Source organism: Nocardioides sp. NBC_00850, from assembly GCF_045207335.1.
Classification (GTDB): Bacteria; Actinomycetota; Actinomycetes; order Propionibacteriales; family Nocardioidaceae; genus Nocardioides.
Window position 1 is genome coordinate 5,123,923 of record NZ_CP108845.1, and the last position, 23,113, is coordinate 5,147,035.

At 71.1% G+C, this 23,113-nt stretch carries 20 protein-coding genes; all 20 read right to left on the reverse strand.

Going from position 1 to position 23,113, the window contains the following annotated elements; all coding sequences use genetic code 11:
• Positions 1–6: 6 nt before the first annotated feature.
• Positions 7–1,575 carry a glycosyltransferase gene (locus tag OH802_RS24870; protein ID WP_406023078.1) on the reverse strand — a complete coding sequence of 523 codons (1,569 nt, stop codon included), beginning with the start codon at positions 1,573–1,575 and terminating at the stop codon, positions 7–9.
• A gap of 189 nt (positions 1,576–1,764) precedes the next feature.
• On the reverse strand, positions 1,765–2,730 hold the full coding sequence (locus tag OH802_RS24875; RefSeq protein ID WP_406023080.1) for a sugar phosphate isomerase/epimerase family protein: 966 nt from the start codon (positions 2,728–2,730) through the stop codon (positions 1,765–1,767).
• A gap of 40 nt (positions 2,731–2,770) precedes the next feature.
• Positions 2,771–3,778, reverse strand: a complete 1,008-nt coding sequence (locus tag OH802_RS24880; RefSeq protein WP_406023082.1) for a sugar phosphate isomerase/epimerase family protein — start codon at positions 3,776–3,778, stop codon at positions 2,771–2,773.
• Between the two features lie 28 nt (positions 3,779–3,806).
• Positions 3,807–5,192: an alkaline phosphatase family protein gene (locus OH802_RS24885; RefSeq protein ID WP_406023084.1), complete on the reverse strand. Its 1,386-nt coding sequence runs from the start codon at positions 5,190–5,192 to the stop codon at positions 3,807–3,809.
• Positions 5,189–6,373 carry a metabolite traffic protein EboE gene (gene eboE, locus OH802_RS24890; protein ID WP_406023085.1) on the reverse strand — a complete coding sequence of 395 codons (1,185 nt, stop codon included), beginning with the start codon at positions 6,371–6,373 and terminating at the stop codon, positions 5,189–5,191. The genes OH802_RS24885 and eboE overlap by 4 nt, the downstream gene beginning before the upstream one ends.
• Positions 6,370–7,242 carry a TatD family hydrolase gene (locus OH802_RS24895; RefSeq protein ID WP_406023087.1) on the reverse strand — a complete coding sequence of 291 codons (873 nt, stop codon included), beginning with the start codon at positions 7,240–7,242 and terminating at the stop codon, positions 6,370–6,372. Before OH802_RS24895 ends, eboE begins: the two co-directional genes overlap by 4 nt.
• Positions 7,242–7,847: an EboA domain-containing protein gene (locus OH802_RS24900; RefSeq protein ID WP_406023089.1), complete on the reverse strand. Its 606-nt coding sequence runs from the start codon at positions 7,845–7,847 to the stop codon at positions 7,242–7,244. Before OH802_RS24900 ends, OH802_RS24895 begins: the two co-directional genes overlap by 1 nt.
• The gene (locus tag OH802_RS24905; protein WP_406023091.1) at positions 7,844–8,722 is read right to left on the reverse strand and encodes a sugar phosphate isomerase/epimerase family protein; all 879 of its coding nucleotides are present in this window, start codon (positions 8,720–8,722) and stop codon (positions 7,844–7,846) included. Before OH802_RS24905 ends, OH802_RS24900 begins: the two co-directional genes overlap by 4 nt.
• A complete protein-coding gene (locus tag OH802_RS24910; protein WP_406023093.1) occupies positions 8,719–9,567 on the reverse strand; it encodes an SCO3242 family prenyltransferase in 849 nt (282 codons plus the stop codon). The genes OH802_RS24905 and OH802_RS24910 overlap by 4 nt, the downstream gene beginning before the upstream one ends.
• Complete coding sequence (locus OH802_RS24915) at positions 9,564–10,718, reverse strand: inositol-3-phosphate synthase (protein WP_406023095.1); 1,155 nt, start codon at positions 10,716–10,718, stop codon at positions 9,564–9,566. The genes OH802_RS24910 and OH802_RS24915 overlap by 4 nt, the downstream gene beginning before the upstream one ends.
• Positions 10,715–11,536, reverse strand: coding sequence for a ThuA domain-containing protein (locus OH802_RS24920; RefSeq protein ID WP_406023097.1), 822 nt, complete (start codon positions 11,534–11,536; stop codon positions 10,715–10,717). The genes OH802_RS24915 and OH802_RS24920 overlap by 4 nt, the downstream gene beginning before the upstream one ends.
• Positions 11,537–11,601: 65 nt before the next feature.
• Positions 11,602–12,777: a Gfo/Idh/MocA family protein gene (locus OH802_RS24925; protein ID WP_406023098.1), complete on the reverse strand. Its 1,176-nt coding sequence runs from the start codon at positions 12,775–12,777 to the stop codon at positions 11,602–11,604.
• A gap of 82 nt (positions 12,778–12,859) precedes the next feature.
• Positions 12,860–13,897 (reverse strand): substrate-binding domain-containing protein, encoded by a 1,038-nt coding sequence (locus OH802_RS24930; RefSeq protein WP_406023100.1) that lies wholly within the window; start codon positions 13,895–13,897, stop codon positions 12,860–12,862.
• Positions 13,898–13,977: 80 nt separating this feature from the next.
• Positions 13,978–15,033 carry an ABC transporter permease gene (locus tag OH802_RS24935; RefSeq protein WP_406023102.1) on the reverse strand — a complete coding sequence of 352 codons (1,056 nt, stop codon included), beginning with the start codon at positions 15,031–15,033 and terminating at the stop codon, positions 13,978–13,980.
• Entirely contained in the window at positions 15,030–16,589 is a 1,560-nt protein-coding gene (locus tag OH802_RS24940) for a sugar ABC transporter ATP-binding protein (RefSeq protein WP_406023104.1), read from the reverse strand. Before OH802_RS24940 ends, OH802_RS24935 begins: the two co-directional genes overlap by 4 nt.
• The gene (locus tag OH802_RS24945; protein WP_406023106.1) at positions 16,586–17,848 is read right to left on the reverse strand and encodes an ROK family protein; all 1,263 of its coding nucleotides are present in this window, start codon (positions 17,846–17,848) and stop codon (positions 16,586–16,588) included. Before OH802_RS24945 ends, OH802_RS24940 begins: the two co-directional genes overlap by 4 nt.
• Positions 17,849–18,076: 228 nt before the next feature.
• Entirely contained in the window at positions 18,077–20,206 is a 2,130-nt protein-coding gene (locus OH802_RS24950; protein WP_406023108.1) for a PQQ-dependent sugar dehydrogenase, read from the reverse strand.
• A 155-nt stretch (positions 20,207–20,361) separates the two neighbouring features.
• A complete protein-coding gene (locus OH802_RS24955; protein WP_406023110.1) occupies positions 20,362–21,567 on the reverse strand; it encodes an ROK family transcriptional regulator in 1,206 nt (401 codons plus the stop codon).
• 30 nt (positions 21,568–21,597) lie between these two features.
• Positions 21,598–22,731 carry a signal recognition particle-docking protein FtsY gene (gene ftsY, locus OH802_RS24960; RefSeq protein ID WP_406029405.1) on the reverse strand — a complete coding sequence of 378 codons (1,134 nt, stop codon included), beginning with the start codon at positions 22,729–22,731 and terminating at the stop codon, positions 21,598–21,600.
• 18 nt (positions 22,732–22,749) lie between these two features.
• On the reverse strand, positions 22,750–23,004 hold the full coding sequence (locus tag OH802_RS24965; protein ID WP_355020083.1) for a hypothetical protein: 255 nt from the start codon (positions 23,002–23,004) through the stop codon (positions 22,750–22,752).
• Positions 23,005–23,113 lie beyond the last annotated feature (109 nt).

Sequence of the window (23,113 nt, forward strand, 5' to 3'; positions counted from 1 at the left end):
GCCGGGTCAGCGGACGCCGTTGGAGTACGCCTCGCGTACATGCTCGTAGTTGCCCCAGCGGTTGTTGATGAAGTCCTTCTCCCAGTCGTGGACCGCGTTGTCGCGGCTGACGGACTCGAAGTGGAAGAGGGTGACGTCGTGGAGCCAGACGAGGCGCAGGCCGAGTGAGCGACGCACCTTGAGGCACAGGTCGACGTCGTTGTAGTTGACCGGGAGCCGTTCGCTGAAGCCGCCGGCGTCGAAGAAGACCTCGCGCCGCATCGCGACGCAGGCGCCGGTCAGCGCGGAGGTCTCCCGGTTGATGTGCAGCTCGCCGTGGTTGCCGCGCTCCTCGGGGCGCGCGCGGTAGTAGGCGTGGGTGATGGTGCCGCTGCCGTAGACCAGGCCGGCGTGCTGGATGCGGTAGTCCTCGAAGAGGAGCTTGGGACCGGTCATGCCGACGTCCGGCTCGCGCAGCGGCGCGATCAGGTTCTCGATGACGCCCTCGGAGTACGCCTCCATGTCGTCGTTGAGGAAGATCAGGACGTCACCGGTGGCGTGGGCGGCGCCGACGTTGCACTTGGCGCTGAAGCTGAACTTCTCCTTGAACTCGACGAGCTTGATGTCGGCGCCCTCGATCGCCCGCAGCGCCTGCAGCACCGGGGCCGGGGTCGGGGTGTCGTAGACGATCACGAACTCGACGTTGCGGTGCTTGGTGGAGGCGACCACGGAGCGTACGGTCTCGACGACCATCGCGCGCTTCTCGCCCCACACGATCGCGCTGGTGCCGATGGTCGGGATGATCACGCTGACCGGGGTGTCCAGGTCGGGCTCGCGCTCGACGCGGTAGAGGCCGGGCGAGACGCCGTGCGAGGCCGTGGCCCGGATCCCGAGCCGGTCGAGGTGGGCCTGGACGGCGCGTACGCCGGCGTCCCAGGCGTACGGCTTGGCCTGGTTGTCCGCGGCGGCAGAGCCCGGAACCTGGCGCCAGTGGTAGAGCGCGCCGGGGACGTGGACGATGCGTCGCGCGCGCTCGCTGACCCGCAGTACGAGGTCGTGGTCCTGGGAGCCGTCGAAGCCCTCCTGGAAGCCGCCGATCTCCTCCACGACCGAGCGGCGGAACACCGAGAAGTGGGTGCAGTAGTTGTGGTGCCGCAGCCGCTCCGGGGACCAGTCGGGCTTGTAGTAGGCGTCGCGGAGCTCGCCTGCATCCGACATCAGGTCCTGGTCGCTGTAGGCGTAGTCGAGGTCCTCGAACCGGTCGTAGGCGCGGACCATCTTCTCCAGCGCGTTCGGCACGAGCACGTCGTCGTGGTCGAGCAGGGCGATCAGCTCGCCGGTCGCCTCGGCCAGCGACGAGTTCGAGGCGGCCACGATGCCACCGTTCACCGCACGCTCCACGATGCGCACCCGCGGCTCCGTCGCGGCCAGCTGCCGCAGTCGCGGCAGCACCCAGGGCGCGGGCGAGCAGTCGTCGCTGAGGACCCACTCCCAGTCCTCGTGAGTCTGACCGAGAACCGACGCGATCGTGTCCTCGAAGGCATCGGCGGGCGGGTTGTAGACAGCGGTGATCAGCGATACCCGGGGCGATGGCATGGTCTTCAGCCTATGACCCCCACCGAGGGTTCGCGGAACCCGACACGGGGCACTCGACCGTTTGGGGGACGGTCGTCATCCCGACTTCTCGAAGGGTTCACCGAGTGTCTGGAGGGAGACGGCAGCCGCCCCGCAGGGAGGGTCGGGGGCGGCTGCCGAGTCTGGCGTGACGTACTTCAGAGGCGTACGTCAGTAGCGCAGCGCACGCAGGTAGGAGTAGCCGACGTCCGCGGTGTGGAGCGGGCTGATCTCCGGGGTGTCGTTCTCGACGATGTACTCCTCGACCTCGTGGGCCGCGAAGACCTTGGCGAAGTCGATGAAGCCGGTGCCGAGGTCGACGTGGTCGCCGGTGGTGGGGTTGCGGTCCTTGACGTGGTACTGCCGCACCCGCTGCGGGCCCGACTTGATGGTGTCGATCGCAAAGTCGACGGCGTCGTCGTTGGACAGGCCCTGGTTGACCCCGCCCGTCACGGCCCAGTAGATGTCGATCTCGAGGTGCACCAGACCCGGGTCGAGCTCGGTGGTGAGGATGTCCCACGGGGTCACACCGCCGCCGAGATCGGTCGTGAACTCGTGGGCGTGGTTGTGGTAGCCGTAGGCGATCCCGTAGCGCTTCGCGGCCGCCGCCTCGACGTTCATCTGCTCCGCCCAGGTCTGCCAGTCCGAGAGCGAGTTGGAGGCGAGGTAGGGCACCACCATGTAGCGCTGGCCGAGGGTTGCGGCGTTCTGCAACTTGGTCTGCAGCTCGGCGGGGGTGGCGCTGATACCGTCGTGGGACGAGGAGGCGCGGATGCCGAGGTCGTCGTAGAAGGCCCGCAGCTCGGCCGCGGTCTTGTCGAAGTAGCCCAGCGCCTGCTCCACCCGCGGGTAGCCCATCTCGGCGATCGAGGTCAGCGTCGCGTCGAAGCCCGGGTCGCCCCATAGCGCGTCGCGGACCGTCCACAGCTGGATGCTGATCCGGCCCGGAGGCACCCGGCACCCGCCGCGCTTGGCCGCCACGGCAGCGCCGGCCGGCGAGAGCAGACCCGGCACGGCCGCCAGTGCGGCACCGCCGGCGACGGCGCCCAGGGCGCCCTTGAACATGGAGCGACGGCTCAGGCCGCGCTCCTCCAGCGAGCGGCGCAGCGCGCCCTCACCATCGAATCCGTAACACATGGGGGTTTCCTCTCGGGTTGTCGAACTCTCGGTGGTCGAGTCAGTCGGTGGTGCTGAAGGCGGAGTCGAAGGAGGCGTCGGGGGCGTCGAAGGCGAGCCGGCGGACGAACTCGAGCGCTTCGGGGGCACCGACGAGGCGGTCCATGCCGGCGTCCTCCCACTCGACCGAGATGGGGCCGTCATAGCCGATGGAGTTGAGCATCCGGAAGCACTGCTCCCACGGCACGTCGCCGTGACCGGTGGAGACGAAGTCCCAGCCGCGCCGCGGGTCGGCCCAGGCGAGGTGGGAGCCGAGCCGGGCGTTGCGGCCGTTGCCGGTCTGCATCTTCGTGTCCTTGCAGTCCACGTGGTAGATCCGGTCGCGGAAGTCCCACAGGAACCCGACCGGGTCGACCTGCTGCCACACCATGTGGCTGGGGTCCCAGTTGAGCCCGAAGGCCTCGCGGTGGCCGATCGCCTCCAGCGTCGCGACGGTGGACCAGTAGTCGTAGGCGATCTCGGAGGGGTGGACCTCGTGGGCGAACCGCACCCCGCACTCGTCGAAGACGTCGAGGATCGGGTTCCACCGGTCGGCGAAGTCCTGGTAGCCGGCCTCGATCGCCTCCTGGGAGACGGGCGGGAACATCGCGACGTACTTCCAGATGGAGGAGCCGGTGAAGCCGACGACCGTCTTGACCCCCAGGTTCTTCGCCGCCCGGGCGGTCATCTTCATCTCCTCGGCCGCCCGCTGACGTACGCCCTCGGGGTCGCCGTCGCCCCAGATCTTGGCGGGCAGGATGTCTTTGTGGCGCTGGTCGATGGGATCGTCGCAGACCGCCTGGCCCTTGAGGTGGTTGGAGATCGCGAAGACCTTGAGGTTGTGCTTGGCCAGCAGGTCCAGCTTCGCCTGGACGTACGTCTCGTCCTCGGCGGCCTGCCAGACGTCGAGGTGGTCGCCCCAGCAGGCGATCTCGAGGCCGTCGTAGCCCCACTCGGAGGCGAGGCGGCAGACCTCCTCGAACGGCAGGTCGGCCCACTGGCCGGTGAAGAGCGTGATCGGTCGGGTCATGGTGTTAGTCCTTCCTCAGGGGAGCGGTTCAGGGGAGCAGGGATGCAAGCAGGTCGCGGACCTCGGTGGCCTCGAACCGGTCGCGCTTGACGGAGGCGTCGGAACAGACGAGCACCGGGCCGTGCTCGGGGTCGTCCGGCAGCCGGCCATGGCTGCCGGAGACGGGGGCGGGGTCGAGCGGCACCACGCTCATGGCGTAGCGCAGCCCGGCCGTCTTGCGGGCCAGCGTGGTGGCGGCGCGCAGCTTGACCCAGCGGTCCTCGGGGTCGAGGAACAGCTCGGCGGGGTCGTAGCCGGGCTTCTTGTGGATCTCGACGCCGCGGGCGAAGTCGGGCGCGTTCGCGTCGTCGAGCCAGTAGTAGTAGGTGAACCAGGCATCCGGCTCGGCCACCACGACGAGCTCGCCGGCACGCTCGTGGTCGAGTCCGTACGCCGCCTGGCCGGCGCGGTCGAGGACCTCGGCCACGCCGTCGAGCCCCTGCAGCAGCTCGCGCACGCGGTCCAGGTCGGCGGGGTCCTTGATGTAGACGTGGGCGATCTGGTGATCGGCGACCGCGAAGGCCCGCGACGTCCACGGGTCGAGCAGCTCGCCGGTGGCGTTGTGGTGGACGTGCAGGAGGCCCTCGCGGCGCAGCAGCCGGTTGACGTCGACCGGGCGGGTGGCGCGGGTGATGCCGTACTCGCTCAGCAGCACGACGCGTACGCCCGCCGCCTCGGCGTCGTCGAGCAGCGGCGCCAGGGCGGCGTCGACGTCGCGGGCGGCCTGGACCGCCTGCGGGCTGTCGGGGCCGAACCTCTGCAGGTCGTAGTCGAGATGCGGGACGTAGACGAGGGTGAGGTCGTGGTCGGGCATGACCTTGCGAGCGGCCGCGACGATCCATGCCGAGCTCTTGATCGAGGCCGTGGGCCCCCAGTAGGTGAACAGCGGGAACGGGCCCAGCTCCGAGGTGAGGGTGTCGTGGAGCTCGGGCGGCCATGTCCAGCAGTCCGGCGACTTCTTGCCGTCTGCGTGGTAGGCCGGGCGCGGGGTGACGGTGGTGTCGACGTCGGCGCCCATGGCGTACCACCAGCAGATGTTGGCGACCTTCGCGCCGGGTCGCCGGCGGCGTACGACGTCCCACAGCTTCTCGCCCTGCACCAGCGCGTTGTGCTGGCGCCACAGGAGCACCTCGCCGAGGTCGCGGAAGTACCAGCCGTTGCCGACGATGCCGTGGTCGCGCGGCAGCGCGCCGGTCAGGAAGGTCGACTGGACCGAGCAGGTGACCGCGGGCAGCACCGTGCCCAGCTCGGCGGTGAACCCCGACTCCCCCACCTGCCGCACCCGCGGCATGTGCTGGAGCAGCTCGGGGGTCATCCCGACCACGTCGATGACCAGCAGCTTCTCACCCAGGTTGTCGTTCGTACGCTCGCTCATGCCGATGCCTCCTGCAGCTGTTCGAGTCCGGCCTCGAGGAGCCGGTCGCGTGTCCAGGCCAGCTCGGCCGCGATGCCCGCGACCAGGCCGGCGTCCCCCTCGGGACGGACCTGCTCGGGCAGTACGCCCCACGTGTAGGTCTCGACCTCGAGGTGGTCGGTGTGCGCCACCGGGCCGCCGAGGAGCGCGTCGAGCGTGCCCGCGAGGTGGTCGCGGGTGCTGCGCAGCGGCGGGGCCGGGTCGGCGTGGAGAGGTACGTGGAAGTGCACCCGCCAGGGATGCTCGGCCGGCAGCGGACGATGGCCGGCGAGCGCCTCGGGCAGGTCGTCGCGGCTGTCCACCCGCGCCCCGCGCGGCTCGCGGGTCTGGTGGAGGAAGCGGTCCTCGGCGTAGGAGGCCAGGGCCTCCCTGGTCGCCGGGTCGCTGGGGTCGTCGGCGTGCAGGGCCGCGGAGACCTGGACCTTGACGACCGGCAGCCCGGCCACCCGCAGCCGGTCGAGCGCCTCGGTGGCGTCCTCGAACTGGGTGGCGAGATGGCAGGTGTCGACGCAGATCCCGAGGTGGTCGGGAGCCAGTCCGGCGAGCCGGGTGACCGCGTCCCGGGTCGTCTCCACGACGCAGCCGGGCTCCGGCTCGAACCCGACCCGCACCAGCCGGCCGTGCTCGGCCTCGATCCCGGCCAGGCCGTCGGCGAGCTCGCCGATCAGCTCGCGCGCCGCCCGGTCGCGGTCGGTGAACCACGGGGTGCGCCAGCCCAGCGGGAGTGTCGAGATGCTGCCGCGTACGGCATCGTCGGGCAGCAGCGCCGACAGCACCCGGGCGCAGTCGAGGGTGTAGTCGAGGCGGCGCCGGGTCGACCAGTCCGGGGAGTAGACGTCGCGCTTCACGACCGGGGCATGGAACCCGGCGTACGGGAAGGCGTTGAGGGTGACGACCTCCAGACCGTGGCGGTCCAGGCCGGCGCGCAGCCGGTCGAGGGTGGCCGGGTCGCCGGCCAGCTCGTGGGCCGTCGCGGCGGGCAGCCACAGACCGAGACCGAGCCGCTGGACGCCGAGCCGGGCGCGTACCTCGCCGGCGTAGCGGCGGAGCTGGTCGAGGATGCCGTCGACGTCCTCGGCGGGATGCACGTTGCTGCAGTAGCCGAGGTGGACGACCGTGCCGTCGCGGTGCCGGAACCTCATGCCCGCTCACCTCGCAGCAGCGAGTTGCCGGCGAAGGTCGCACCCTGGTCGGCCGCAGGTACGTCGAGCAGCAGCCGTCCGCTCTGGCCGAAGAACTCCACCGGGTTGCGCCACAGCACCCGGTCGACGTCGTCCTCGGTGAAGCCGGCCGCCAGCATCGCCTCGCCGGTCGCCCGGGTGCGCAGCGGGTCGCTCTTCCCCCAGTCGGCGGCGGAGTTGACCAGCACCCGGTCGAGGCCACGGCCCAGCTCGACTCTTCGGCCGAGGATCGCGACCATCCGGTCGGGGTCCATCTTGGTGTCCGGATAGATCGAGAAGCCCATCCAGGCGCCCGCCTCGTCGACGACGTCGACGGTCACCTCGTTGAGGTGGTCGACGACGACCATCCGGGGCTCCATCCCGGCCGCCTCGACGAGGTCGAGGGTGCGGCGGGTCCCGGCCAGCTTGTCGCGGTGGGGCGTGTGCACCATCGCGGGCAGCGCGAACTCGCGGGCCAGCTCCAGCTGGCGGCTGAACGCCTTCTCCTCGTCCTCGGTCATCGAGTCGAAGCCGATCTCACCGACCGCGACGACGCCGTCCTTGGCGAGGTAGCGCGGCAGCAGGTCGAGCACCGGAGTGCAGCGCGGGTCGTTGGCCTCCTTCGGGTTGAGCGCGATCGTGCAGTGGTGGGCGATGCCGAACTGCGAGGCCCGGAACCGCTCCCAGCCGACCAGCGCGTCGAAGTAGTCGACGAACGAGTCGACGCTGGTCCGCGGCTGGCCGAGCCAGAAGGCCGGCTCCACCAGGGCGCGGACGCCGGCGGCGTACATCGCCTCGTAGTCGTCGGTCGTACGCGAGGTCATGTGGATGTGCGGGTCGAAGATGCGCATCAGGACTCCCGAGCGGTCTGGGTGGGGGCGGGAAGGAAGGAGAGGGCGTCGGCGGGCACCTCGCGGCCGGCTGCGCGCCGCTCGGCGGCGTAGTCGCCGACCATCCGGCGCAGCTCGTCGTCGGATCCGTTGGGTCGGTCGAGGCCGGCCACCAGGCGAAGAGGTACGCCGACGAAGAGGCACTTGAGGACGGCCTGGCGCCACGCGGCGGGATCGAGACGAGCGGCGTACGTCCCCAGTGCGGCTGCCACCAGGCGCGGGTCGTTGGTGCGCAGCGCGTCGTGGAGCAGGTCGACGGCGCGGTCGCCGATCACGTCCTCAAGACGGCCGAGGCCGAGCAGGACCGCCCGCCGCTCGTCGGCGTCGCCGAAGCGGTAGAGGTCGTGCACCTCGGCGCTCAACGCGTCGGCGTCACCAGCCAGGCCTCGGCCGAGCGCCACCAGCAGCCGCACGCGTACGTCGTCCTCGACCCGCTCAGTGCCCGGCTCCGGCGAGGTGCCCGGCGTGCGGCCGATCTCCCTGGCCGCGGCCGGGAAGCGGGTCCTGATCCGGGTGGGGTCGGCTTCGATCTCGGCGCACCACTCGGCAAGCAGCTTCTCGTTCATGCGCCCACCTCCTCGGATCGGGGCAGGTCGTCGAGGGTCTCGCGCAGGAACGCGAGGGAGCGCTCGGCGACGACTGGGGCGGCGTGGGACTGGCGGGGCAGCTCGAGCGCGGCGAGCCCGGTGTAGCCGATCTCGACGAGGGTGCCGAGCGCGGCGGCGAAGTCGACCTCGCCGGTGCCCAGCTCCAGGTGCTCGTGGACGCCCTCGACCATGTCGTCGACCTGCACGTTGGCCAGCAGCGGACCGGCTAGGCGGATGGTCTCGGCCATCCCCCGCGGCTCGTTGCACACCACATGGCCGAGGTCGAGGGTGACCCGCAGCAGCTCCGGGTCGTCGAGGCGCCGGCGCAGCTCGATCACGGAGTCGAGGGTGTCGACGAAGTGCCCAGGCTCGGGCTCGACGGCGCACACGACGCCACGGCGGGTCGCGAGGTCGAGGACCCGCCACACCCCGTCGCACAGGCGTCCCCAGGCCCGCTCCTCGTCGACGCCGTCCGGCAGGGTGCCCGACCAGAACGAGACCGCCTCGGCGCCGAGGTCGGAGGCCACCTCGACCGCCCGGTGCAGGTAGTCGACCCGGCGGCTCGCGTCCGAGCCCGGATGAAGCAGGGTCGGGTAGTGCTTGCGGAGCGGATCGAGGATGTAGCGAGCGCCGGTCTCGATCACGACCGACAGGCCGAGCTCGTCCAGCCGGCGGCCGACCTGGGCCACCCGGCCCGGCAGGTTCGGCCGGAAAGGGTCCAGGTGAAGGTGGTCGAGGGTCAGCGCGACCCCGTCGTAGCCCAGCGCGGCCAGGAGGCTCAGCGCGTCCTCGAGCCGGTGGCTGTGCATGCCGTTGGTGCCGTAGCCGAACCGCAACGTGCTCGTCGTGCTCATGTCGGTGACACCACCTTCGAGGCGGCCTTGACGATCGGGCCAGCGGCCAGCAGCGCGACCGCGGCCAGCGGCGAGCGGCGGGCGACAAGCGCGGCCTGGAGCGGGATCATCCCGCGGATCCCGGCGCCGGTGGCGCGCCGGACCGTACCGGCATCCGGCGAGGAGACCGCGGCCAGCTGCGCGGAGCCGACGCTGTGTGCGTACGTCGCGGCGAGGGCGACGGGAAGCGCCGCCCGTCCGTGGCCCGCCGCCGCGGCCGCGGTCGCGACCGTGACCCCGCCCGCGAGACTCGCGGTGACGGGCCGGGTGCCGTGGACCTCGCCCCGGCTGAGCAGAGTGACCCCGGCGGTGTGGGCGGCGAGCAGACCGGCCGGCACCAGCCCGGCCCGCGTACGTCCGCTCGCACTCGCCCCGAGCAGCACATCGAGACCTCGGGCGGCGGCCATCGCGACCGGCCCGGCCGAGGTGTCCTTGAGAACGGTGTCGTAGGCCCACACCGTCCCGGCCAGGGCGACCGCCGTCACCGCGGCCGGACGCCCTCCGGCGAGCGCGGCCAGCCCGACACCCGCCGCGGTCAGCCCGACTGCCACTCCCAGCGCCTGCCGCGGGCGGACCCGGCCCGACGGGATCGGCCGCTCGGGGCGCTCGACGGCGTCGAGGTCCCGGTCGGCCCAGTCGTTGAGCGCCATCCCGGCCCAGTAGAGCGCCACCGAGGCGGCCGGCATCGCGACCGCGCGGGCCCGCAGCGGACCGGCCGCGGCGGCCCCGGCCAGGGTGTCACCCGGCACGGTGAGGGCCGCCGGCAGCCGGACGAGCTCGGCGAAGGCTCGGGCGCGAGACGTCATCCGCCCACCCGAGCGCACCACGCGACCAGCTGTTCCCACTGTGGGCCGAGCCGGTGCTCGGTGGAGCCGGCCGGGTCCTTGAAGAAGAACCCGAACGGAAGCGGCCCGCTCTCCCCCACCTCCTGCGCGCGCAGGACCAGCCGGGCGAGGTCGAGCACCAGGGGCGCGGCCAGCGCGGAGTCGCAGCCGCTCCAGGTGAACTGCAGCGACATCCGCACCCCGAGGAACCCCTCGAAGGAGACATGGTCGATGGCGGTCTTCCAGTCGCCGTGGTCGGGGACGTAGTCGATGTGCATCGGCCCCTCCACCGGGTGACCGAGCATCGCCTCCAGCCCCTGGGCCTTGGTGACGAGCTTGCTCTGCGCGTTGGCCGGGTCGGCGAGCGTGGCGCCGTCACCACCGCCGAGCATGTTGTACGAGGCCCAGGCGTTGACCTGCAGCGCCCGCGTCGAGAACATCGGCGCCAGCGCCGACTTCAGCAGCGTCTCCCCGGTCTTCCCGTCCGAGCCCGCCCACGGGAGCCCGGCGCGCTCGGCGAGGGTGACGAGCACCGGCAGCCGCGGCCCGGGACTGGGTGTGAACGAGACCACCGGACAGCCGGCCCGGTAGGCGGCCAGGACGTAGACGGAGCTGGCCGGCAGCGGGGACTCCCCCGCCGCCAGCGCCGCGTCGAGGGCGTCGGGGTCGGCGAGCGGTCCGCCGTCCACGACCTCAGCGGGCGGCTCGGTGCTCGCCACGTCGATCACGACCACCCGCTCGAGCCCGTGCTCCTCGCGGAAGGCGACGAGGTCGGCGGTCAGCCGCTCGACCGCGACACCCTGCGGCTCGGCGCCCGCCGGGTCGTAGCCCGTACGCAGCCGCCCCTCGACCTCCTCCAGCTCACCGGCGATCGCCGGCAGGATCCCGGCGGGAACGACCCCGCCGGCGGCGAGCCGCTCGGCCCGCTTCAGCAACGGGTCCGCCCGCAGGTCGTGCCCACCGATCACCAGGTCGTCCAAGGAGGGCAGCCCGGCAGCGGCGATCTCCGGCTGCTCGGCGACCAGTCCGACCCGTCCGGCGAGCCCGGCCCGGACGGCCAGCGCGCCGACGGTCGTCGTGACTCCCACCGAGCCGCAGGCACCTACCAGCCAGAGCCCGACTCTCCCGCTCATCTGTCCGCCTCGCAGCGGAACCGCTCGACCCCGGCGACCATCTCGATGCCACCGAGCACGTGGGAGAGGAACTCCGGCTCGGTGAACGACTCCGAGGTGTGGCCCATGCCGGTGTAGAAGGCTCGGCCGCCGTCGTAGCGGTGGCACCAGGCGATCGGGTGCGGGTCGCCCATGGCGAACCGGCCCGGGTCGTAGCTGCGCTCGTCGAGGTCGGCGAGGACCCGGATCGAGTCGGCCGGGCGGTCGCGGAAGCTGTACCACTCGTCCCAGCGAGTCCACCGCTTCGGCAGCTCGGCCGTCGCGGCGGTGTTGTGCGCGTGCACCTTCACCGTCGCGGTCTGCTGGGCAGGGTGGCCGGCGAAGTAGGCACCGACGAGGCCGCCGTACCAGGGCCAGTCGTACTCGGTGTCGGAGGCGGCGTGCACGCCCACATAGCCACCGCCGTCCTGGATGTAGCGCTCGAAAGCAGCCTGCTGGCCAGCGTCGAGCACATCCCCGGTGGTGGAGAGCCACAGCACCGCCTCGTACGCCGCGAGGTCGGTGTCGTTGAACACCGCCGCGTCCTCGGTGGCGGTCACCGTGAAGCCGTTCTCGGCACCCAGCTTCTCGATCGCTGCGATGCCGTCAGGGATGGAGCCGTGCCGGAACCCGGCGGTCTTGGAGAACACCAGGACGTCGTACGTCCCGACTGCCTCGCTCCCTTCGGAGCGGTCGGCACTCGCTGCCGGCGCCGGTGACAGGCCCGGGGCGAAGGCGGCCACTGCCACCAGCCCGACTCCCGCGATCAGCGTCCGGAACCTTCTCGATCCGTGCTTCATGTGCGTATCCCTTCTGTGCTCAACGGTCTGAACAGGCTGGAATCGGCCGAGCGGCCCCGGGTGGATCAGGTGGGGATCTCCTGCCACGTCCTGGTGTCGGAGCTGGTCTCCACCGCGGCGAGAACGCGCTGCACCTGGAGTCCGTCGGCGAACGTCGGCGTCGGCTCGGTGCCCTCGCCGAGTGCCCGGACGAGGTCGACTACCTGGTGGGTGAAGCCGTGCTCGTAGCCGAGGCCGTGGCCCGGGGGCCACCAGCCGGCCACCCACGGGTGCTCGGGCTCGGTGACGACGATCCGGCGGAAGCCGCCCTCGGCGGCCGGCAGGGTCGCGTCGTGGAAGTGCAGGACGTTCATGTCCTCGAAGTCGAAAGCCAGGCTGCCCTTCGACCCGTTGATCTCGATCCGGATCGCGTTCTTGCGGCCGGTGGCGAAGCGGGTGGCCTCGAAGGAGCCGACCGCTCCCCCGGCGAACCGCGCCAGGAACACCGCGGCGTCGTCGACGGTGACCGGCCCACGTTCGGCGCCGGCGGTGGCGGAGAGCCCGGACGAGGTCTCGGCCACCGGGCGCTCCTTGACGAAGGTCTCCAGCATCCCGGAGACCTCCAGGATCCGGTCACCGGTGATGTGCTGGGTCAGGTCGATGACGTGGGCGCCGATGTCGCCGAGCGCACCCGAGCCGGCCTTGGTCTTGTCGAGGCGCCAGCTCAGCGGGGTCTCGGGGTCGGCCAGCCAGTCCTGGAGATACTGCGCACGCACGTGGTGGAGCTCCCCGAGACGACCGTCGGCGACCAGCTTCCGGGCCAGGGCGATGGCGGGCACCCGGCGGTAGGTGAACCCCACCATCGCCCGCACTCCACGCTCGGCGGCCACCGCGGCGGCCGCGGCCATCCGCTCGGCCTCGGCCACGCTGTTGGCCAGCGGCTTCTCGCAGAGCACGTGCTTGCCGGCCTCGAGCGCGGCGATCGCGATCTCCGCGTGGGTGTCGCCGGGCGTGCACACGTCGACCAGGTCGACGTCGTCGCGGGCGATCACGTCGCGCCAGTCGGTGACGCTCTCCTCCCAGCCGAACCGGGTGGCGGCCTCCGCCACGCGAGTCGCGTCACGGCCGCAGAGAACCTGCATCCGCGGGGTCAGGGGAAGGTCGAAGAAGCGGTGGGCACTGCGCCAGGCGTGGGAGTGGACGGCGCCCATGAAGGCATAGCCGATCATCCCCACCCCGAGCGTGGCGTTCTGCTCGGTCATCGGAACTCGATCCTGTGTTTCGGTGGTGTCGCTCCGCGCCCGAGCGCGGAGCGATCTTGCGGTCTGACTGGGTCGGGCTCGATCAGGACTCGAAGGCCGTGGGCAGGAACTCGTCCACGTTCTCCTTGGTGACGACGGGCGCGTCCAGCTGGATGGTGCGCGGCACGGTCACCTCGACCAGGTCGGACATGGCCTTTTCCTGGGCCAGGAGCCGGGCGAGCTTGATGCCGTCAGCGGCCTGGGTGGAGGGGTAGATGACCGTCGCCTTGAGGACGCCCTTGTCAGACTCGATCTCGCGCATCGCGTTGGCCGAGCCGGCGCCGCCGATCATCGTGAACTCGTCGCGACCTGCGTTGTTGATCGCGGCGAGGACGCCGACGCCCTGGTCGTCGTCGTGGTTCCACAGGAAGTCGATCTTCGGCGCGGCCTGGAGCAGGTTGGAGGCCGCCTTCTCGCCACCCTCGACGGTGAAGTCGGCGGCGACCCGGTTGTCGACGTCGAGGTCGCACTTGGCCAGCGCGTCCTTGAAGCCCTTGCTGCGGTCCTGGGTCAGGGGCAGCGAGTCGATGCCGGCGATCTCGGCGACGACGGCGTCCGTCTTGCCGTCGGCCTGCCCACAGACGTACTCACCGGCCGAGACACCCATGCCGTAGTTGTCGCCGAGCACGGTGACTCGGGCGGCGTTGGGGTCGTTGAACTCACGGTCGACGTTGATGACCGGAATGCCGGCCTCCATCGCCTTCAGAGCCACCGGCGTCATCGCGGCGCCGTCGAAGGGCAGCAGCACGATGGCGTCGACCTTGTCGTTGATGAAGGTCTCGACCTGGCTGATCTGCAGGCTGACGTCGTTGGTGCCCTCCGCCAGGCGCAGGTCGACGTCCTCGTAGGAGTCGGCGGCGGTCTTGGCCTGCTCGCTGATCGCACCCATCCAGCCGTGGTCGGCGGCGGGGGCCGAGAAGCCGATGACGACCGTGTCGCCCTTCTCGTCGTTGGAGCCGGCCTTGGCGTTGGAGGTGCCACCGACGTTCTCGGACTTCTCGGGGGTGTTGCTGATGCACGCCGAGAGGGCGAGCACCGAGAGGCCGGCGACGACGATTCTTGCTGTGGACTTCAGTTTCATGGAAGTGCTCCTAGATCGTGCGAGGTGGAGAAGGGATTGGTCCGAGAGCCGTGGACGGCTGGCTGGATGGCGTCGGGCGGTCATGACCCTGGCTGTCGTGAGAACCGCTTCTGCAGCAGCACGGCGGCGATGATGATCAGGCCCTTGGTGAAGGCCTGAGCGGAGATCGAGAGGTTGTTGATCACGAAGACGTTGGTGAGGGTCATGAAGATCAGCACCCCGAAGACGGTGCCGACGATGGTGCCGCGCCCGCCGGCGAGCAAGGTGCCGCCGATGACGACAGCCGCGATGGCGTCGAGCTCGTAGAGCTGACCGTGGGTGGCGCTGCCGGTCGTGGTGCGGCTGACCAGCATGATCGCGGCGATGCCGCAGCAGAGGCCGACGAGCACGTAGAGGAGCACGGTGTGGCGGCGTACGTTGATGCCGGCCAGGCGCGAGGCCTCCGGGTTGCCGCCGATGGCCAGGGTGCGCCGGCCGAAGGTGGTGCGGTTGAGCAGGACCCAGCCGATCACGGCCACGATGGCGAAGATCCAGATCAGCACCGAGACCCCGAGCACGTCGCGGGAGAGCGCATCGGTGAAACCCGGCACGCTGACGATCTGGGTCTTGCGCGCCGAGATGATCTCGGCCAGACCGCGGGCGCTGGCCATCATCGCCAGGGTCGCGATGAACGGCGCCACGCCGCCGTACGCGATCAGCAACCCGTTGATCAGGCCGGCGCCGGCGCCGACCAGGAGGGCGGTGGTCACGATGATGATCCAGTGGATGTCGTTGGCCATCGTCTGGGTGGCCACCGTCGTGCACCAGATCGAGGAGAGGGCGACCAGCGCACCCACCGAGAGGTCGATGCCGCCGCCGGTGATCACGAACGTCATCCCGATGCTGACCACGCCGATCACCGCGGCGAGGCGCAGGATCGTCATCACGTTGTCGACCGAGGCGAACCGTTCACCGCCCGTGATGACGCCGACCAGGGCCAGCAGCGCCAGCGCCAGCACCAGGCCGAGGTTGTGGCCGACACTGCTGCGCAGCAGCTGGCCGAGACCACTGGGCTCGGCCCGGCGGGCCGCCTCCTTCTCGACCCGAGCCGTGTCCTCCTGGGCCACAGCAGCGTTCGTCGGGTTGGTGTCGCTCATGCGACCTCTCCTTCCATCACGAGGTCCAGGACCTTCGACTCGTCGATCTCGGTGGCGGGTCCCTCGTGGACGACGGCACCCTCGCTGATGACGAGGACCCGGTCGGCTAGACCGAGCACCTCCTCCACCTCGCTGGACACCACGACCACGGCGACACCTTCGTCGGCCAGGCGGCGGACGAGGTTGTAGATCTCGGTGCGTGCCCCGACGTCGACGCCCCGGGTGGGCTCGTCGAGGAGCAGCACCTTGCAGTCGCGCAGCAGCCAACGGGCGAGCACGACCTTCTGCTGGTTGCCGCCCGACAGGTTGCGGACCGGCCGGTCCACCCCGGTCGGACGTACGTCGAGCGAGCGGCTGAGCTCCTCGGCGGCGCGGCGCTCGGCGCCGCTGTCGAGGAAGCTGCCCTTGGAGAACCGGCTCAGGGACGAGACGGTCACGTTGCGGTAGACCGCCTGGTCGAGCAGCAGCGCCTGGCTCTTGCGCTCCTCGGGGGCGAGGCCTATCCCGGCCGCCACCGCGGCGCGCACCGAGCCACGGCGAAGTCGGCGGCCGTTGACGGTGACCGTGCCCGCACTGGAGCGGCGGGCGCCGTAGACGGTCTCGAGGATCTCCGAGCGGCCGGAGCCGACCAGGCCGGCCAGACCGACGATCTCGCCGGCGTGGACGCGGAGATCGATGTCGCGGAATCGGTCGCCGGACAGGCCGGTGGCCTCGAGCACCGGCGTGCCGTCCCGACCGGGTGCGATCGCGGGGCGCTGGGGGAAGACGTACTCGATCTGGCGGCCGGTCATCAGCGTGATCAGCTCCCGGGTCGGGGTCTCCGCGACCGAGAGCCCGGTGGCCACCGTGCGGCCGTCCTTGAGGACCGTGATCCGGTCGCCGATCTGGCGGATCTCCTCGAGGCGATGGGAGATGTAGATGATCGCGACGCCCTCCGCGGTGAGGCCGCGCATGACCCGGAAGAGGTTGTCCACCTCCTCCTGGTCGAGGACCGCCGACGGCTCGTCGAGGATGAGCAGGCGGGTGTCGTGGGACAGCGCCCGCGCCATGCTCACGATCTGCTGCCCGGCGGGCGAGAGATCGCCGACCAGCTTGTTCGGGTCGACCTCGCTGTGGCCGAGCCGGGCCAGGAGCGTACGCACCCGCTGGGTCGCCTCGCTGCGGCGGCTGAACCCGGCCGTGGCGAGCTCGTGGCCCAGGAAGATGTTCTCGGTCACGGTGAGCCCGGGCACCAGGTCGAGCTCCTGGTAGATCGTCGAGATGCCGCGCTTCATGGCGGCGACCGGCGTGGTCAGCCGGACCGGCTCGCCCTCCCAGAGGATCTCCCCCTCGTCGGGCTGGTACGCCGCCGAGAGCACCTTGATGAGGGTCGACTTGCCGGCGCCGTTCTGTCCGAGAAGGCAGTGCACCTCCCCCGCGCGGACGTCGAGGTCGACGCCGCCGAGGGCGAGCACGCCGGGGAACCGCTTCACGATCCCGGTCATCTCGAGCAGTACGTCACCCCCGTCTGCGCTGGCGGCGGGGCCGTCCGGCGACGGCTTCGGGGTCTGGGTCATCGGGTTCCTCCGTGCAGTTCGGCGAGGGCGGTGGGGTCGGAGAGCACCGGCTCCAGAGAGACCAGTGCGCCGCCGCGTACCGCGGCGGTGGGGCCGAAGGCAGAGATCGCGACCTGGGTGCCACCGGCACGTGGCGCGAGGACGTCGGCGGCGAGCCGCGCCTCGACGGCCGGGCGCAGCCACTCGCCGAGCACGGCGAAGTAACCGCTGAGCACGACGGTGCCGGGGTTGAGCGTGTTGACCAGGACGGCGGCGCCCGTGCCGAGCCATGTCCCGACCTCGTCCAGCGCGGCCAGGGTGCGGCCGTCGGCGAGCCGGACCCGCTCGACCAGGGTGGCGAGGCGCTCCTCCAGGGTCAGCACGGGGTCGCGGACGGGGTCGTCGGGGTCGGTGGCCGCCTCGAGCAGCGCCCGCAGGCCGACCACGGTCTCCCAGCAGCCGGTGCGGCCGCAGCCGCACAGCCGCCCACGAGGGTCGACCGGGAGGTGGCCGATCTCGCCGGCCCAGCCGTGCCGGCCCGGGGCCACTCGGCCGCCGCTGACGATCGCGCCGCCCAGGCCGACCTCGCCGTAGAGGACCACCATGTCAGCGCGGTCGGCGTCCGCCGGGTCGAGCTCGGCGGTGGCGGCGAGGGTGGCCTCGTTGGCCACGCGCACCGGCGGCACCGGCGCGGCGTCGGCGGCCAGCCGGCGGCGTACGTCCTCGGCGGCGTCGATGTCGCGCCAGCCGAGGTTGGGGGCGAGGGTGACCCGCTGCGTGGCGGTGTCGACGAGGCCCGCGACGCCGACGGTGATGCCCGCGACGGTGGTGCCGGCGGTCCGTGCCTCGGCGAGGGCATCGGCGACCAGGACTGCGAGCTCGGCCAGCACGCCCTCGGGCGGAAGACTGCGTCCGTCGATGCCGCGACGGAACTCGGCGATCACGGACCCGGCGAGGTCGACGGCGACGACGGCGAGGTGGTCGACGTTGATCTCGGCACCGACCCCGCACACCGAGCTGCCGACGAGCCGGACCTGGACACCGGGGCGGCCGGCGCCGCGGCGGTGGGCGTCCTCGCAGGTGACCAGCCCGAGCTCGGCGAGCTCCTCGATCAGTCCGGTCGCGACCGAGCGGGTCAGTCCAGTCTCCTCGGCCAGGCGCCCACGCGAGCGCGGGCCGCGGTCGCGGAGCGCCCGCAGGAGCAGGCCCATCCGCGCGGTCCGCACTGCGGCCGGGTCGGCGGTGGCGGAGACCCGCACGGTGATGTCTGCGTCGCGCACGGTTGCCTCCTGTCCGGGGTGGGGTCGCCCATCGCAGGCAGCCTGTGATGGCAGTCACAGAATTCGGTGACTGAGAGACAAACTAGTGACCGCGCTCACGTTGTACAACCCTTTCGCGGCGGTTTCTGCAAAGTTTCTGTCGAACTTTGAAAAGTGATTGGACAAAGTAGCCGAAAGGGGCACCCGGCCACGGCTGGCCGGATGCCCCTTTCAGGTCGATCGCGAGGGTCACTCGCTGGGTGCGATCACCACCTCGTCAGAGCCGGTGAGCGCCGGGATGTCGCCCTCGCCGGGGTCGGTGTACTCAGCCACGAAGACGGCGTTCAGGTCGTCCTGCCCGGGGTCGTGGCCACCAGGGACAGTCGTCACGATCGAGCCGCTGCAGCCGTTCGCGGTGGACTGCGGGTGCCCGTGCTCGTCGTGGCCCAGGACGTACGTCACCGAGACCCGGTCGCAGTCGACGGCCTGGTCATCGGTCACCTCGACCTGGAACTGGACGGTGTCGCCGAAGTGGAACGCCTCGCCGGGCGCCGGGCTGGTCGTCAGGGTCACCACCGGAACGTCGTTGCCGACCACGACGTCGACGTCAGCCGAGGCGTGCTTGCCTCGGCCCGCCTTGCCCTTGTCCGTGACGGTCAGAGTCGCCCGGTAGGCCCCCGGCTCCTCATAGGTGTGGGTGGCGGTCTTCCCGGTGGCGTCGAAGCTGCCGTCACCGTCGAAGTCCCACTGGTAGACGAGGCGGTCACCATCGGGATCGGTCGTCCCGGCGCTGTCGAAGGCGACGGTCAGCGGCGGCTGCCCCGCGGTCTTGTCGGCGCTGATGACCGGCTTCGGGCTGTGGTTGCCGGTGCGGGCGATGTAGTCGATCCGGGAGACCTGGGCCTCCTCGTTCTCGCTGAAGAACCCGTCGCCGTACTCGAGCATGTAGAGCGAGCCGTCCTTGCCGAACTCCAGGTCCATCACGTTGTCCGTGGCGAACGTGGAGAGCAGGGACTCGATGCCGGTGAGCTCGCCGCCGGCGTCGAGCCGCATGCCCTTGATGTAGTCCCGACCCCACTCCGCGAACAGCGGTACGCCGTCGTAGTACTCCGGCCAGGCACCGGAGAGCGGGTCCTTCGTCGCCGACTTCCGGAAGTCGTACGCCGGGCCGGCCATCGGGGCGATACCGCCCGTACCGAGCTCGGGGAACTCCTCCGACTGGCTGTAGGTGTACCAGACGGTCGGCTGGGTGACCGGCGGGAGCTCGGTCAGACCGGTGTTGTGCCGAGAGTCGTTGACCGGGGCGTCACAGTCGAACGCCGGTCCCGAGGTCCCGGTCGCGAAGTCGTAGTCGCGGTAGGGCATCTCGGCGGTCGCACACAGCGGCCAGCCGTAGTTGGCCGGCTCCGTGACGACGGTCCACTTGCCCTGGCCCGCCGGCCCGCGGTCCGGGTTCGCGGCAGAGGCGTCGGGCGAGTAGTCGGCCACGAAGACGCGGTCGGTCTGCGGGTCGATCTCGATCCGGAACGGGTTGCGCAGACCCATCGCATAGATCTCCGGGCGGGTCTTGTCGGTGCCCGGTGCGAACAGGTTCCCGGCGGGGACGGTGTAGCCGCCGCCTGCCTTCGGCTTGATCCGGAGGAGCTTGCCGCGCAGGTCGTCGGTGTTGGCGGCCGTACGCCTCGCATCGAAGGCCGGGCTGCGGTTCTCGCGGTCGTCGAGCGGAGCGTAGCCGTCGGACTGGAACGGGTCGGTGTCGTCGCCGGTGGCGAGGATCAGGTTGCCCGCGGAGTCGAAGACGATGTCGCCGCCGACGTGGCAGCAGCGCCCCCGGTCCACCGGTACGTCGATGATCTGCTGCTCGGTGGACAGGTCGATCTTGCCGCCGGCGTACTTGTAGCGCGAGAGCCGGATCGCACCCTTGAAGGGCTCGAAGTCGGCGGGCGTGCCGTACTCGGGGGCGTCACCCTCGTTGACGTCCGGCGTGGCCGGGTCGTCGACGGGGGTGTTCATCGGCGGTGAGTAGTAGACGTAGACCCACTTGTTGGTCCGGCCGTTGTATCCGGGGTCCAGAGCGATGCTCTGCAGACCCTCCTCGTCGTGCTGGTAGACGTCGAACTCGGCTGCGACGCTGTTGACGCCGGTGTCGGTGTCGTTGAGCCACACCTTCCCGGCCCGGGTCGTGTGGAGGACGTCCCCGTTGGGCAGGACCGCGAGGTCCATCGGCTCACCGGGGCGGTCGTTGAGGGTCACCTTCTCGAAGTCGGTGTCCGGCGGCGGGGCGGCCGTGGGGGCCGCGTCCGCGGACGTCGTGAGGGGGAGAACCAGGAGGCCGGAGACCACGGTGGTGGCGACGCTCCAGAGGGTGAATCTGCGCACGGTCCATCTCCTTCTCTCGCTGTCATGGGAGGGGAGCGAGATCGTCCGCGAACGTATCGATGTGACGCCGGTCACGTCAAGTGACTTGCGTACTTTCGCAAGATGATTTCGAAAGATGGGACGACAGTGCGCCTCTGGGGGGTCGAGAGTGGGGTCTACGCCTCGCCGCTGCTGGGCGCGTAGACCGAGGCGCTGATCAGGTGCGCGGCCCCGATGACGCCGCCCTCGTCACCCAGCTCGCTGAGCACGATCGGGAGGTTGCCGGTCGCCAGCGGCAGCGAGCGGCGGTAGGTCACGCTGCGGATCTCGGCGAGCAGGCCATGGCCCAGCTTGCTGACCCGTCCGCCGATGACGATCAGGCCGGGGTTGAAGAACGAGACCAGGCTGGCCAGGACCTGGCCGATGCGGTGTCCGCTCTCCCTGATGAGCTGGACCGCCTGGGCGTCGCCGCGGGCCACCGCGATGGCGATGTCCTCGGCGCTCAGCTCACCCTTCTCCGCGAGCAGCTCGGCCAGCACGGGCGAGCGTCCGGAACGGGCTGCGGCGAGCGCCTCGCGAGCGAGCGCCGCCCCTCCAGAGAACGCCTCCAGGCAGCCGGTGTTGCCGCAGGCGCAGGTGGGTCCGAAATCCTCGACGCGGATGTGGCCGATGTCGCCGGCACAGCCGTCGACGCCGCGGTAGAGCTCCCCGTCGACGACGATCCCGCAGCCGATACCGGTGCCGATCTTGACGTAGAGGAAGTCACGAGCGGTGCGGGCGACGCCGGCGTGCTGCTCCCCCGCCGCGAGGACGTTGACGTCGTTGTCGAGCACGACCGGACAGCCAAGCTCCCGGGCGACCGCGTCGCGCACCGGGTAGCCGTCCCAGCCCGGCATGATCGGCGGGGACACCGAGACTCCGCGGTGGAAGTCGACCGGTCCGGGTACGCCGATGCCCGCGCCCATCGGCTCGGTGACGTCGTGCTCGTCCAGGAGCGCGCGCACCTCGTCGAGCGCGGTCGCGAGCACCTTCTCCGGGCCGCTGCGGATGTCGCACGCCCGGGTGCGGGTGCCGATCACCGACAGCCGACCGTCAGTGAGGCCCACCGACATGCTGGTGGCGCCGATCGAGATGCCGACGAACCGGATGTCCGGTGCGAGGTCGACCAGGGTCGAGCGCCGGCCGCCGCGGGAGGCCGCCGGCCCCACCTCGTGGGCCATGCCCAGCTCGGTGAGGCGACCCACCTCGGCCGCGATCGTGGTGCGGGAGACGTTCAGTCGGTCAGCGAGCTGAACCCGCGACAGCGGGCCCTCGTCACGGAGCTGGGCGAGCAGTCGTGCCTGCATGGAAGTCTCGGCCCGGCCGGCGAGTGAATGGCGCATACCGGCGATCCTGCCATGCTGACCGTGGAGCTAGCCCAGGAGCGCGTCGACGAAGGCCTCAGGGGTGAACGGGGCCAGGTCGTCGGGGCCCTCACCGAGGCCGACGAGCTTGACCGGAACGCCGAGCTCGCGCTGCACGGCGACGACGATGCCACCCTTGGCGGAGCCGTCGAGCTTGGTGAGGACGATGCCGCTGACGGCGACGGCCTCGCTGAAGACGCGGGCCTGGATGAGGCCGTTCTGGCCGGTGGTGGCGTCGAGGACGAGCAGCACCTCGGTGACCGGGGTCTGCTTCTCGATGACGCGCTTGACCTTGCCGAGCTCGTCCATCAGGCCGGCCTTGTTCTGCAGCCGTCCGGCGGTGTCGACGATGACGGTGTCGACGCCGGTGTCGAGGCCCTCCTTGACCGAGTCGAAGGCGACGCTGGCCGGGTCGGTGCCCTCCGGGCCGCGTACGACCTCGACGCCGACGCGCTCGCCCCAGGTGGTCAGCTGCTCGGCGGCAGCGGCACGGAAGGTGTCGGCGGCACCGAGGACGACCTTGCGGTCCTCGGAGACCAGGATCCGGGCGAGCTTGCCGGTGGTCGTGGTCTTGCCGGTGCCGTTGACGCCGACCATCAGCACGACACCGGGGGCACCGTCGACGCCGCTGACCTGGAGCCGGCGGTCCATGCCGGGGTCGACCAGCTTGATCAGCTCGTCACGCAGTGCGGCCTTGGCGTCGACCTTGCCGCCCTCGACGCGCAGCCGGGTGCGCAGCCCCTCGACCAGCTCCTGGGTCGGGGCGACGCCGATGTCGGCGGTGAGCAGCAGATCCTCGATGGACTCCCAGGTGTCCTCGTCGAGCTTGTCGGTCGAGAGCAGGTTGAGCAGGCCGCGGCCCAGCGCGTTGGAGCCGGCCAGGCGCTGGCGCAGCCGCACCAGGCGGGAGGCGGTGCTCTCCGGCTTCTCGATGACCGGCGCGACGGGCTCCGCCGGCACCGTCTCCGGCTCGGCCTCCCCGACCGTCGGCTCCTCTGGGCGGGTGATGACATCGGTCCCCGCCTCGGTCGGCAGCGAGCGCTCCTTGCGGCGCCGGGTGCTGGTGACCAGACCGACGATGCCGCCGCCGATGATCGCGACAGCGGCGACCGCGATGATGACGATGAGGGTGACCATGTCCATGGGCCTCATCCAATCAAACTAGGCGTTCTTTTCCGTAGTTCCTGGCTTACGCTCACCGAGCAGCTCGGTGAGACGGTCCTCACGGCGGGTCTGCAGGCGCGTGGCCGGACTGAGCGTTGGGGCCGTGTCGACGGCCCGCTCCATCGCCTTGCCGAGCTTGGTGGCGTACGGCATCTTCTGTCCGCGGTGGGGGAAGACCGTGTAGACGATCACGAGTCCGGCCAGCGCGACGATGACGAACATCGCCACGAAGATGACAAGGATGGTCGTCACTGGCTCGGCCAGCCCCCTTCTGGATACGCACGGACGGCGTCCACCCTTGCACACCTCGCGTCCGGAGCCCACAACGCCACGCGCGCGCCCGCGCGGGCGTCCCGCCGTA